This is a genomic window from Nostoc sp. 'Peltigera membranacea cyanobiont' 213 (assembly GCF_002245975.1).
Lineage (GTDB): Bacteria > Cyanobacteriota > Cyanobacteriia > Cyanobacteriales > Nostocaceae > Nostoc.
Genome location: NZ_NOLI01000017.1, coordinates 1 through 14,303, shown reverse-complemented (window position 1 = coordinate 14,303; position 14,303 = coordinate 1). Strand labels below are relative to the sequence as shown.

Here is a 14,303-nt window from a genome sequence, read left to right as displayed (position 1 = left end):
TTAATCGTTGATGACTCCAATAATATATTGAGCGTTTATGAGTTTTTCCTGGCAGATAAACACTAAAAATAATATAATTTATTGTAGTTGAAAATTCTATTTGCAATTAGCCTAATGGCGATTGTATTTAGGTATATATTATATTTTTTTGTATTGCTATAATTGCTCTTTCATCACTCTCTTAAAAAAAAATCATACCTAATTTTTCTTGACTCAGAGTCACAAAACAAAGGGTATGTTAAAATCTTTACAATAGATGAGGATTTTAGCGCTATTTAAAAAATACCAATTCCTCTGTGTTAACCTGCAAAATGTGGGTTAAACTCTATCGGCTCAATTAGTTCCTGATGTCTCAGCAACAGCGCACCCTCTTAATTGTCGATGATTCCCCAGAGGATAGAGAACTCTATCGGCGGTATTTGCTGCGCGATCGCGAGTATTCCTATACATTTTTGGAAGCAACGCTGGGACGGCAAGGATTAGAACTTTGGCAGCAACACCAGCCAGATGCCATTTTACTTGATTATCGACTGCCCGATCTAGACGGACTGGAATTTCTCGCTAAATTGCAACCCTCAACCCAACAGCCCTGCCTACCTGTGATTGTCGTCACCGGACAGGGCAATGAGGCGATCGCAGTTCAGGCGATGAAAGCGGGCGCACAAGATTATATTGTCAAAGAGCAAATTACCCCAGAAGGGCTGCAAATAGCAGTGAATGGGGCGATTGAAACAGTGCGGCTACGCACCCAATTGCAACAGCGAATTGAACGAGAGCGCGTAGTCGCCCACATTACCCAGCAAATTCACCAATCCCTGAATCTGGATGAAATTCTTCAGACAACCGTAGCCGAAGTCCGGCAGTTTCTCCACACCGATCGCGTCCTAGTTTTTCGGTTAAAACCTGACGGGGATGGTACAGTAATCGCAGAATCAGTTGGGGCAGAGTGGCGATCGCTCCTCTCCTCGACTATCTACGATCCCTGTCTGGCTGAGAACTACCTCGCATGGAATCCATCAGAAGGTCTGAGCTACGATCCCGCTTTTGTCGAGAATTATTTCCAACGCTATCATCAGGGACAAGTAACCGCGATATCTGATATTCAGGATAGCAGTATTGACCCATGCCACGTTGAATTATTAGCTCAGTTTCAAGTCAAAGCTAATCTAGTCGTGCCCATTCTGCAAGACAACCAGTTTTGGGGATTGCTGATTGCTCATCATTGTACCTCCCCTCGATTTTGGCAGCCCTTAGAGATTGACTTGCTCAAAGAACTGGCAATTCAGGTGAGTATCGCCTTGCGACAGGCAGAGTTGTATCAGCAGGCACAGCACGAACTAAAGGAACGCCAACAAGTAGAAGCGGAACTACGTCAAAGTGAAGAACGGCTACAATTGGCTCTGTCAGCCTCTCGGATGGGAACGTGGAACTGGAACATCCAAACGGGAAAAATTTCCTGGTCGGATAACCTGGAAGCCTTATTTGGCATGGAACCAGGAGAGTTTGACGGCTCTTATGAGATGTTTGCAGCCCGGTTGCACCAAGACGATCGCGATCGCGTTTTGGCAGCCGGAAAGCGGGCGATCGCCACCGGAGAAGACTATGACATTGAATTTCGGGTAGTATATCCCAACGGTAAGATTCGCTGGGCACTCAGTCAGGGCAAGGTTTTCTACAACCAACACGGGCAACCAATTCAGATGGCGGGTATTGATTTAGATATCACCGAACCCAAACGTTCAGCCCAGGTTCTGCGGGATAGTGAAGAACGTTTTCGGCAACTCGCAGAAAATATTGAGGCGGTATTTTGGATCAAAGAGGTGTACGAAAACCGAGTCAGCTATGTTAGTCCTGCATATCAAAGACTGTGGGGATTGAACCCAGAGGAATTGTATCAAGGACAACAATCATGGGTCGATCGGATTCACCCAGAGGATCGAGAATCGACTGACAAAGCCTTTCATGAAAAAGCAGTCGCAGGTCAATTTGATGAAGAATACCGGATCGTCTTACCCGATGGTAATATTCGTTGGGTTCACGATCGCTGCTTTCCCCTTCGAGATGAAGCAGGAGAGATTTATCGGTTTGCAGGTATTGCCGAAGACATTAGCGAACGCAAACGCTCTTTCGCAGCCCTACAACAGAGTGAAGAACGCTTCCGCACATCGGTTGAAAATATGCTGGACTGCTTTGGGGTATACCGGGCGATCCGGAACGAGCAGGGGCAGATTATCGATTTTCGGACTGAATATGTCAATGATGCGGCCTGTCTCAACAATCAAATGACTTATGAGCAGCAGATTGGGCGGGGTTTGTGTGAATTACTACCAGGGCATCGGGATAGTGGATTGTTTGATGAGTACTGTCAGGTAGTAGAAACAGGGAAAGGGCTGATTAAAGACAGCCTAGTTTATGAGGATGATTACGGACAACAACGCTTAGTTAGAGCATTTGATATCCGCGTGGCTAAATTTGGAGATGGATTTGTTGCCACCTGGCGAGATATTACCGCTCGCCAACAAACCGAAGAAGCCCTGCGCCAGAGTGAAGAATTTAAGAACCGCATTTTAGAGAGCAGTTCAGACTGCATCAAAGTATTGAGCCTGGATGGGCGGCTCCTGTACATGAATACAGGCGGGCTGTGTTTGATGGAAATTGACGACTTAGATTCCTATATTAATACTGAATGGGTCTGTTTCTGGGAAGGCAACTATCGGCAACAGGCAGAGCAGGCACTCGCTGCCGCTAAAGTAGGCAAAATCAGCGTTTTTCGCGGATACTGTCCAACTATCAAAAACACTCCCAAATGGTGGGAAGTGGTCGTTAGCCCGATTCTGGATGCCTCCGGGCAGATGGAACGAGTCTTGTTGGTTTCACGAGACATCACCCAGCGCAAAAAGACAGAACTCCTATTGCAGGAGAGTGAAGCCCGATTAAAGCTAGCATACAAAGCCACGCGATCGGGACTATGGGATTGGGACATTATCCGCAACAGCGCTCATGTCTCTGAAGAGTACTGCAATTTGTTTGGGTTTGACCCAACCACAGAGTCAATTACCTATGAAGAGTGGTTAAGCTGCCTGCACCCAGACGATCGCACCTCAGCCCATGAAGCGGTGACTCGTACCATCCAGCAACAACAAGAGCATTATGAAAGTGATTTCCGTATCCTACATCACAATGGCATTCGCTGGTTAGTGGCTAAAGGTAAAGTATTTTATGATACCGTTGGCAACGCGGTACGGATGTTGGGCAACGTGCAAGATATCACCGATCGCAAACTTGCTGAACAACACTTGTATGAATCGGAAGAGCGCTTGCAATTGGGGATGCAAATTGCCGATTTTGCCCTTGCTAGATTTGATTATACATCGAATATAGTCGAGCTTTCGCCAGAAGCAGCCGCTTTATACGGTTTACCCGTCGATGAACTAGTTGTCTCCCGCGAGCGGATCCACGCGACATTTCATCCAGAAGAACAGGCCGAACTTGCTCAATTAATCGATTATCTTTCAGATCCTGCTGCTTCTAGTCTATTTGCACGCGACCATCGCGTGGTTTGGCCAGATGGCAGCGTGCGGTGGTTAAGCGTTCGCAAACGGACTTTCGTTGACCCGACAAGTGCAGAGCAAAAACCTCTCTACGCAATTCTAGCGGCCCTTGACATTACCGATCGCAAACTTGCCGAGCAAGAACGGGAGCAACTGTTGGAACAGGAGAAACTAGCCAGAGCCGAAGCCGAACGCGCCAATCGGATTAAAGATGAGTTTCTTGCCGTTCTCTCCCATGAATTGCGATCGCCACTTAACCCAATTCTCGGCTGGACAAAACTGCTGCAAACCCGCAAATTTAGTGAAGCAAAAACAGCCGAAGCCTTAGCCACCATTGAACGCAATGCTAAATTACAAACTCAACTGATTGATGACTTGCTCGATGTCGCCAAGATTCTGCGCGGAAAACTCAGCATTGATGCTGCTCCTGTGAATCTAGCTTTTGTAATTGAAGCTGCGATTGATACGGTAACTACGGCAGCCATTGCCAAATCAATTGCTTTGCATCCAATACTACCAAATATTGGGCAAGTCTCTGGAGATTCCAACCGCCTTCAACAGATCGTTTGGAATTTACTTTCCAACGCGATCAAGTTTACCCCCAAGGGAGGACGGGTAGAAATCCGACTAGAGCGAGTTGACGATCGGGCACACATTATCGTTAGTGACACTGGCAGAGGCATTAGCCCTGACTTTCTCCCATATATTTTTGAGTCATTCCGTCAAGAAGATGTCTCAATTACCCGCAAGTATGGCGGGTTAGGATTGGGGTTAGCGATCGTCCGGCAATTGGTTGAAGCTCACGGCGGCGCGATCGCGGCTGATAGTCCTGGTGAAGGCTTTGGAGCCACCTTTACAGTCCAGTTACCACTGCTGAATATTGAACCGGAAATCAAGCAGATAGATGAGTTGTCACAACCAGCACTCGAACTCACCGGAATTCGAGTCTTGACAGTCGATGACGATCCCGATGCCCGCGAGCTATTAACCGTATTGCTGACTGAATACGGAGCGACAGTTAAGACTGTTACTTCGGCGGCAGAAGTACTGGCAAACTTGGAGTCCTTCCAACCCGATGTCTTAGTCAGTGATATTGGGATGCCTGAAGTCGATGGCTATAACCTAATTCAACAGATCCGAACTTTACCCCCCGAAAAAGGCGGACACATTCGGGCGATCGCTTTGACTGCCTACGCCAGAGTTGATGATTCTGAACGAGCCATAGCCAGTGGCTATCAACGGCACGTTACCAAGCCCCTCGATCCAGAAGAGTTAGTTCAAGCTGTGGTGGCACTCGCACAGACGAAATGAAACCAATNACAAATGACAAATGACAAATGACAAATGACAAATGACAAATGACAAATGACAAATGACAAATGACAAATGACAAATGACAAATCAAGATTGGCAAATTGGAATCATCACGATAAATGTGGCTCCCTGCCCCAGTTCGGAAACACAATATAATTTGCCTTTGTGTTTTTCAGCCACAATCTGATAACTAATGGAAAGTCCCATTCCTGTGCCTTTGCCGACAGGTTTTGTCGTAAAGAATGGATCGAACAATTTTTGCTTGATATGAGCAGGAATTCCAGTCCCATTATCTGTGATTTTAATGACAACTTGTTTGCTTTCTACCAGGACAGTGCAAATCGTAATGGTAGGATTTAATAGTTGGTTTTGAGTGTTTGCTTCTTCTAGCGCATCAATGGCATTGCTCAAAAGATTCATAAACACTTGGTTGAGTTGTCCGGCATAGCACTCGACTAACGGTAACTCCCCATAATCTTTGACAATCTCAATGCCAGGAGAATCAGATTTCGCTTTCAGCCGATGTTGCAGAATCATTAGTGTGCTATCAATGCCCTCATGAATATTGACCTCTTTCATCTCGGCTTCATCCATGCGGGAGAAAGTGCGTAGAGAGACAACAATTTTTTGAATGCGTTCTGCTCCAACTCGCATCGAATAAATCAGTTTGGGTAAGTCTTCTAGGATAAACTCCAAATCCATCGCCTCAATTTCTTCTTCAATCTCAGAATCGGGATTTGGGTAATGTTTCTGATAAAGTTCCAGGAGTCTGAGAATATTTTTGGTGTATTCATTCGCATGGCTAAGATTGCCGAAAATAAAGTTGACTGGATTGTTGATTTCATGGGCAACACCTGCCACCAGTTGCCCCAATCCTGACATTTTCTCGGATTGGATCATCTGTGTTTGGGCGTGCTGGAGTTCTTGCAGGGTTTGCTCTAGTTCTACTGTGCGCTGATTCAATTGAGCTTCAGCGCGTTTGCGTTCACGAAGTGCAGCTTGCTGTTCGCTGACATCGTGGATATTGCCAAGAATCACCGTTTCACCATCCAGAATAATTCTACTAAGTGTGATATCGGTATCAAAGACTGTACCATCCCTGAATTTTTTACTTTTCCACTCAAAGTTAACGGTTTCTCCAGTTAATGCCCTTGCCCAAAAGTCTGGAGCCAGGTGAAAGGGATTATCGGGTGCAGAACAGTGTTCCAAGACAGAGATTCGTGTAATTTCGTCTTTGTCTAGTTCATAGAGTTTTAAGGCCGAATCGTTAGCATTTAAAACCACACCATTCAAGTCATGAACAAGGATGGCATTATTAACGTTATTAAAAATGGTGAGGAGATTTTTCTCAGAAGTTTGCACAGCAGCTTCAGCGCGTTTGCGATCGCTAATTTCAAAGCTTGTGCCAATAATCCGGTAAATCCGTCCCTCATTATTCTTGAGTGGGTTGAAATTGATCATCCACCAGCTTTCCTGCCCATCAAAGGTTAGACACTGCTCATGATAAACGGGCATTTCCGTTCTAGCGCACTCAGTAAGCTGTTGTTGGATAATTTCAGCCTGTGCTGGATCGAGCACTTCAGCAGGCGTTTTGCCTACGGCATCAGCACTACTAATTCCAGATGCTCGTTCCGAAAGAGCGTTCCATCCAGCGTAATAGAAGCGACCATTTTCCGACACATCCACAACAAAAATGCTCATTTCGGCTCCGTTGTAGATGCTGCTCAGAAACTGCTCTTTCTCTTGAAGTGCGGCTTCTGCTTGTTTGCGTAAGCAAAGCTCGTCGTAGGCATCACTAATATCAATTACCACCCCATCCCACATCACCGAGCCATCGGCTTGTAGTTCTGGTTTAGATGCACATTGAATCCATTTGATTTTGCCTGAAGCAGCCACAATTCGCCACTCCAGTCTAAAAGGCGTTAACATTCGAGCAGAATTTATAACTAACCGTTCAACTATTGAGCGATCGTCTGGATGCGTCATCAGGTGAAGGTTGTGTACCCCTGCCATTACTTCCTGTGAATCCACCTCATACAGGTCATAGCAACCCGAACTAACGTAAGGTGTTGAGAAAGAGCCATCTCTAGCCAGACAGAATTTAAATACCATCCCTGGAATATTGTCAACCACCTTCTGGAATTGGGCTTCACTGGCACGCAGTTCTGCTAGTGTTTGTTGTGCCTGTTCATAGAGACGAGCATTTTCTAGAGAAATAGCGGCTTGAGTACATAACAGGTTCAGCATCTCGACGCGATCGCTAGTAAATGCCCCAGTCGTCAAGTTATTCTCCAAATAGAGGATACCTGCGAATTTACCCCGGTAGAGAATCGGACTACATAAAATGCTTTTTGGCTGTTGGTTCAAAATGTAAGTGTCGCTGGCAAAGGTTGGATGAGTAGTCGCATCTGCCAACACCACAGGTTTTAAGGAATGTTTGACGTGATAAATCAGTCTCAGAGGAATATCCTCGCTTTCTTCGACTGGAGTTCTTTGCAGAACGATGGGTTGAGTATTAGCGGTGACAGTCCCTTTAATCACCAAGCGATCGCCCGTGGTATCGTCTAGTGAATCGCTCCGCAGCAGCATTAACACGCATTTTTCTGCCCCAGCATTTTCAATTACTATCCGAAGCAAGGCGGCTAGGAGTTTTTCTAATTGAATTTCACCAGAAAGAGTTTGAGAGGCTTTGAGAACAGTTAACAGATCGAGCGATTCTGTAATGCTGCTTGAGCTAGAAGTTTCAGTAGAATGAAAAGCTGGGGCAAAAATTGTATCAGATGGTGTAAGTGACGGTTGCCGTTGTTGCACAATTGCAGCCAAAAGCTGAGGATAGCGATGTTCTAAATCGGTGACTTTGGCTTTAGCTCCCCAATGAGCGTAGCAGTAATACGCTTCTTGTATATATGCTTGAGCCAGTTTTTGTTTGCCCCATTGGAGGTAGAATTTGCCTGCTAATTCGTTGCTTAGTGCTTCTTCTTGAATATATGCATTTGCTTTGGCGGATGCGATCGCGCGATCGTAGTAATCCATAGCTTCATACATCTGCCCCAACACCCGATACTGTTCTGCTTCAACCAAATAAAATTTGTGTAAATGGTTTTTAGGTGCTAGGTTTGACCATTCTTTCAACTTCTTTTGATTATCAATAACTTCCTGGGGCAAACTATTACCTTCCTTACCTTGGGCGTTGGGTAACATCGCCAGATGAGTCAATGAATCGTAAAAGTGAAACACCGGAATCATGAAACAGCCGGATACACCATTTAAATATTGTTTGGCATCAACTGCCACTTTTATGGCTTGCTCCCACTCATTGAAGAAGTAACAAAGAATTAGTTTATTTATATAGAGTGTTCCCATTGCATAAAGGTCGTTAGCCTGTTGATGCTTGGGCAACATGATTTCTTCGTCATATACTACACCTTTAATTTCCCAATCACACTTACTCTCTCCCAGGAAATTTAAGACGGATTGGTAAAAAACTCTGAGATAATTGTGAGCCACTTCCTGTTTAAGTTGAGCCAATGCCTGACTGTAAACCTTCATCTCTGGTTCTAAAATTGACAAATTTTTTCCCAGAAAAAAGGACAGCGAACAATAATTGTAGGCACAGTAGGCAGCATATTCTAAAGTGCCCATCTCCAAACCGCTATGGTATCCATCGAGCAAAGGAGCGAGTGAATCTTGAATATGATGTTTCCAAGGTTTAATGAAGGGATAAACCATGTTAATCGTGCTGGCTTTAAATTCTCTACTCTCGAAGCGTGATAATAATCCCATTGCCAGTTCGCTAATGCGATCGCCTAAATCTATTTCTCCAATACCGCATAAAATTACTCCATACCAAGCATAAGCCTGTGCTGATACCGCCGCATTCCCATAAGCAACTGATAATCTCACCTGCTTGCACACGATTAATGGCAGTAATTCTGGAACCGCTTGATAGACTGCTGCTGTCACAGTCGCTAAAATTCTGATCTCTGCCAAAGCTTTCAAGTCTTTCATCTCAGGCAGTTCTAACAAATATTCTAAATGTTTTTCTTTTAATACATCTTGAGTTTGTTGTAAACTTTCAGTAATATCTGCGTTAGTCGGCTGCTCTGGAAACGACACTCCAAATAATTTTAAAATAGAAAGAGCAGTTTTAATAGCTTTAGGCTGATTACTTTGGGCGACATCAGCCAAAATTCTGACTTCATAGACCTTCACTTTGTCTAGTAATTGACGAGCATTTTGTACTACCTCATCAACTATCTGCTCCATAAGCCTAAAGTCACTGCTCAGACAGGCTACTTCTGCGGCTAGATCGTGGAGAGCCAACGTTAAATCATAGCATTGCTGCCAACAACTTCCTGCGAGCAGTTGTATGCCTTTAGTGGCGTATTCAATTGCTGCGACGTAAGCAGTTGCAGATTTTGCTTTTTGGGCAGCAGCTAAATTTAGTTTTGCTAATCTCTCCTGTTCAGTTGCTAAGACAATTAAATCAGATCCTTTATTTAATTGATTAACAATCTCGAAGATTTTTTCCTCTTTTTCCGCTTCGTTCATTACACTTAAGAGCAATCGCCCAATTTTTAAGTGCATCAGTTGTTTTTGGTTGTCGGGAATGAGCGAATAAGCAGCTTGTTGGACGCGATCGTGCAGAAACTTGTAAGAAACAATCACTTTTTCATCAGTTAGTGCTGCTTGTAACTGTCCATTCTCCTCAATCTGCGACTCTGATTTTGACTGATAAAACTTGTAAATATCATTGCTGGGAATAACTAATCCCTCTTGAAGGGCTTTCCACAAGTCAGTAGCAGTTTCAGCTTGAGACTTTTCATAGATAATCGCCAATGTTGCTAAATCAAAAGAGTTACCAATACACGCTGCAAGTTTCAGGACATTTTGAGTGGCAACTGGCAATTTCTGCAACTGCATTGCCATGAACTCTACCACGTCATCTCTGAGGGAGAGCGATCGCACATAACTAATATCACACTGCCAATGTCCAACTTGAGGAGCAAACTCAATGTCTCCCTCTTCGTGTAGTGCCTTGAGAAACTGTGTGCTGAAAAATGGGTTTCCTTGGGTTTTTTGATAGACTAGCTGGGTTAAAGGTTGCGCGATCGCTGCTGAACATTGCAATGTATCCTTAACCAGCAAATTTAAACTTTCTTGACTTAAGGGAGATAGTGCGATCGTGTTTACTGTAGTGCCAGTTTTCTTGATTTCTTCTAACGTCAATATCAAGGGATGAGCCAGCGACACCTCATTATCACGATATGCACCAATCAATAACATATAGCCGCTTTCTCGCTGGCCGATCGACACCTGAATCAAGTTCAGTGATGCTGAATCTGCCCACTGTAAATCATCCAAAAACATCACTAAGGGATGTGTAACTGTGGTGAATACTTGAATAAATTTTTGGAACAACAGATTAAAACGGTTCTGGGAAGCACTACCTGAGAGTTCCACTACTGGGGATTGTTGTCCAATAATCTGCTCTAACTCAGGAATTACCTCAATAATTACTTGAGCATTTTCCCCCAAGGCTGTCAGAATCCTGTTCTTCCATTCTTTTAACTGGGTGTCACTTTCGCCTAATAACTGCCCCATCAAGTCGCGAAAGGCTTGGACAAAGGCACTGAGGGGAATGTTGCGGTTGAACTGGTCGTACTTGCCTTTGATAAAGTAGCCTCGTTGCCGGACAATGGGCTTATGTACTTCATTCACCACCGCCGTTTTACCAATGCCGGAGAATCCCGCCACTAGCATGAACTCCGAGGCTCCATTGGCAACCCGCTCGAATCCTTCTAGTAAGATTTTAACTTCTTGCTCCCTGCCATAGAGTTTTTCTTGGATTGCAAAGCGATCGCTTATATCTCGCTCTCCAATGGAGAAATGCTCAATCTTAGCTATTTCTTTCAGTTGTTCTCTGCACAGATGCAAATCATGTTTTAGTCCCAACGCACTCTGGTAGCGGTCTTCCGCATTTTTCGCCATCAGCTTGCGAACAATATTTCCTAGAACCAAAGGGATCTCAGAGTTGACATCGCAGACATTAGGAGGAAGTTTTGCAATATGACAATGCACTAACTCCATCGGATCTTGAGAATCAAAAGGCAGTTTTCCTGTCAGTAGCTCAAAGAAACTTACTCCCAATGAATAAAAATCACTGCGATAGTCAATCCCCCGATTCATCCGTCCCGTCTGTTCTGGTGACAGATAAGCCAGAGTCCCTTCCAGGACATTAGGATTTTGAATTTCTGTGGTTTCTCTCGGTAATAAGGAGGAGATGCTGAAGTCTATCAGCTTTAACAGCTTGGTATCTGGGTTAATTAGGATGTTAGCGGGTTTAATGTCTTTATGAATCACCCGTTGTTGATGTAACTGGTGCAGAATATCTGTCAGTTGTAGGGCTATAATCAGGAATTGCTCTAAGTTTTGTGGCTGTTCTTTAGTAAATTGTCGTAGTGATATGCCACCAAAATCTTCCATCACCAAAGCATAACCATTATGATACGGTTCTAGACTGTGGGGCTTAATAATCCCAGGAATATCTAAGTTTTTGGCAAGAGAATATTGGTTGCGAAACTGTACTAGTTCGCTGAAGGTGGGGTACTCCCGTTTTAAAAGCTTGATTACAACTGCTTGGTTATCTGCTTCTCTGACCGCGCGATACACGAGTGTGCGCGAACCTGAATATAGTTGCTCTCTAATTTGGTAGCCTGCCAGTGTTACAGTTATATCTACTTTTGCGCTCATAGCTTTTGCGGGGAGTTTCTTTAGTCAATTTAGAATTCCCTATAGAACATCTTGTGTAACAAATTTTGGTAATTATTTAGGTTTTGGATGTATTGCTTGTATGAGAAACTGCAAGTTAGCGATCGCTGGTTATGTAAATAAAAGATTAACGAACCGCAGAGGCGCAGAGAACACAGAGAGGTTAATGGTTAAACGTAAGAGTCCTTCTAGTTGTGAAGAAGGTTGCAATTATGATGATGAATAACGAGAAACTGCTGCCTAGAATTTACAGTATAAAAAACCCAGATTTTGATTTCGGGCCAGCCCGCTTTCTAACTCCTGACGAAGTGCAAGAAGTCGCGAAGGTACTAAGCAAGATTTCCAAAGCTGATCTGCAAACCCGATTCGATCCTTCAGCACTTTCAGTAGCAAATGTTTATCCAGGTATATGGAAAAGTGGAGACGATGAGCTAGAGTATTTAACTTATTACTACATCTCATTGGTCAAGTTTTTTCAAGAAGCAGCGAAATGTGGTGATGTAGTGTTATTTTATATATCTTGATAATAATGTGTAGGCTGGGTTGAGGAACGAAACCTAACAAAATTAGGGATTATTAGTATTTAGTTTTGCAAAGCCTCAACTCAATATACAAAATGGTGAGACAAAATGAATAAATATGATGCAAGTCAAATAAAGGTGAGAAACATCCCTCCGTTAGAGCAGCTAGAAGATGGAAAGTGCTGTAGAACCTACATCTATCGCTTCACAAATTCGTTGCCTGAACAGAATGTTATTAACCAAATTGCAAACAGTTTAGAGCAAAGATTCACCTTTTCAAAGGAAGTATATGAGCTTTCTGAAGATGTTGAAATCTGTGCATCTATTTTGATGGAGCGTTTACAAGATAACGAAGCCAGAGTTAGTGTTTTGACACTTCAACCCGAAGAATCTTGCGTTTACATCTTTGGCATAGGCACTTTACCACGGAAACTTGAGGAAAGGTTTGGAACTGTACAGTCGATTCAAGGACAAGAGCGAGAGGCTTGGAGCTTGGATTGATCGTTAGGAAGTTAGAGTAGCATTTCCAATTGCGATCGCACCTACAATCAAGCAATATGAAAAATTATTTCTAGGTTATCAGTAAACGCAAGTTTAAACTTATTTTATTTTTAGTAAACTTCTTGCAAAATTCTCTTCACGCGGTAGAATAACGAAATTTTGCAAGAGCTTTAATCATGAAACCATTTCTTTTTGTAACCGACCTAGATGATACCCTCGTATATCGGACTGTGGGCGATGACAGCGCTTTACCAGAACTAAATAAATTACTGAGTCAACATCGCCAAGAATACGGCACTAAAATTGTTTATTCTACCGGGCGATCGCCTGTACTTTACAAAGAACTCCAAGCTCAAAAAAATCTTTTGCAACCAGATGCCCTCGTCCTCTCCGTGGGTACAGAAATTTACCTTGATGCGAATGATACACCAGACTCAGATTGGTCAGAAATTCTCTCTCCAGGATGGGAACGAGAAACCGTATTATCTATTACCCGAAAATACCGTGAGTTAGTTCGGCAACCAGATTCAGAACAGCGTCCCTTCAAAGTGAGTTTTTTTCTAGAACAGGAAGTATCTGCGAATGTTCTACCACAACTTGAAGCAGAGTTGCAGAAATCTAAATTAAATGTAAAGTTAATCTACAGTAGCGGAATAGACCTTGACATTGTACCCCATAGCAGCGATAAAGGTCAGGCAATGCAGTTTTTACGCCAGAAGTGGAAATTTGCAGCAGAACAAACAGTTGTCTGTGGTGATTCGGGTAATGATATTGCTTTATTTGCTGTAGGCAACGAACGGGGAATCATTGTCGGGAATGCCCGAAAAGAGTTACTCCAATGGCACAATGAGCATCCCTCTGACTACCGCTACCTGGCTTCATGTTTTTGTGCAGGTGGAATTATTGAAGGCTTAAATTATTTTGGTCTCTTGTAATGATTAGTTATCTAAAAGGTATAGTCGCTGGTATCCAAACAATTGGCGCTAATCGCGTGATTCTGACTCTGGAAGTGAATGGCTTGGGGTATGATTTGCAAGTTCCCCAACGGCTAGCAAACCAGTTACCAGAGTCGGGAGGAGTAGCGCAAATTTTTACCCATTTCCAAATTCGGGAAGAAGTGCCCTTTTTATATGGCTTTGCTTCGCCATCTGAACGCGATTTATTTCGCCACTTGCTGACTGTCACAGGGATTGGTGCAGCTTTAGCGATCGCCCTCTTGGACACTCTGGAACTACCAGATTTAGTCCAAGCAATTATCGCTGGCAATACACAAATCTTAATTCAGGCTCCCGGTGTCGGTAAAAAAATCGCAGAACGCATCTGTTTGGAACTGAAAAGCAAATTGGTCGAGTGGCGCAAATCAGCCGGTTTCTTCGTCGCCACAGGCGGGCCAGCACCAGGAATTCTCGAAGAGGTACAAATGACCCTCTTCGCCTTGGGATATACTGCCCATGAAGTCAGTCACGCCCTGCATGTAGTGAGTGAAGATATCGGCTTACCCAAAGATGCATACGTCGAAGATTGGATTAAACAAGCGATCGCTCATCTCAGTAGCGAACAAGTTTAATTGTCATTTGTCATTGGTCATTAGTCATTTGTTATTTGTTATTCTCTCCCCCAATGCCCAATGCCCAGTCCCCAATCC

At 43.8% G+C, this 14,303-nt stretch carries 7 protein-coding genes; 6 read left to right on the top strand and 1 reads right to left on the bottom strand.

All coding sequences use genetic code 11. From position 1 onward, the window contains the following. Positions 1–347 precede the first annotated feature (347 nt). Positions 348–4,862, top strand: a complete 4,515-nt coding sequence (locus CDG77_RS07455; RefSeq protein WP_094328764.1) for a PAS domain-containing protein — start codon at positions 348–350, stop codon at positions 4,860–4,862. Between the two features lie 90 nt (positions 4,863–4,952). Here the strand turns inward: CDG77_RS07455 and CDG77_RS07450 are convergent, their stop codons facing one another. Further along, positions 4,953–11,618: an ATP-binding sensor histidine kinase gene (locus CDG77_RS07450; protein ID WP_094328763.1), complete on the bottom strand. Its 6,666-nt coding sequence runs from the start codon at positions 11,616–11,618 to the stop codon at positions 4,953–4,955. A gap of 100 nt (positions 11,619–11,718) precedes the next feature. Between CDG77_RS07450 and CDG77_RS36280 the strand changes: the two genes are divergently transcribed. From CDG77_RS36280 to ruvA, 5 genes are all read left to right on the top strand, one after another. Further along, entirely contained in the window at positions 11,719–11,862 is a 144-nt protein-coding gene (locus CDG77_RS36280) for a hypothetical protein (protein WP_190233922.1), read from the top strand. Further along, complete coding sequence (locus CDG77_RS07445) at positions 11,849–12,160, top strand: DUF1877 family protein (protein WP_094328762.1); 312 nt, start codon at positions 11,849–11,851, stop codon at positions 12,158–12,160. Before CDG77_RS36280 ends, CDG77_RS07445 begins: the two co-directional genes overlap by 14 nt. A 105-nt stretch (positions 12,161–12,265) precedes the next feature. Further along, the gene (locus CDG77_RS07440) at positions 12,266–12,658 is read left to right on the top strand and encodes a hypothetical protein (protein ID WP_094328761.1); all 393 of its coding nucleotides are present in this window, start codon (positions 12,266–12,268) and stop codon (positions 12,656–12,658) included. A gap of 176 nt (positions 12,659–12,834) precedes the next feature. Then, a complete protein-coding gene (locus CDG77_RS07435) occupies positions 12,835–13,593 on the top strand; it encodes a sucrose-phosphate phosphatase (RefSeq protein ID WP_094328760.1) in 759 nt (252 codons plus the stop codon). Further along, positions 13,593–14,225 carry a Holliday junction branch migration protein RuvA gene (gene ruvA / locus CDG77_RS07430; protein ID WP_094328759.1) on the top strand — a complete coding sequence of 211 codons (633 nt, stop codon included), beginning with the start codon at positions 13,593–13,595 and terminating at the stop codon, positions 14,223–14,225. Before CDG77_RS07435 ends, ruvA begins: the two co-directional genes overlap by 1 nt. Positions 14,226–14,303 lie beyond the last annotated feature (78 nt).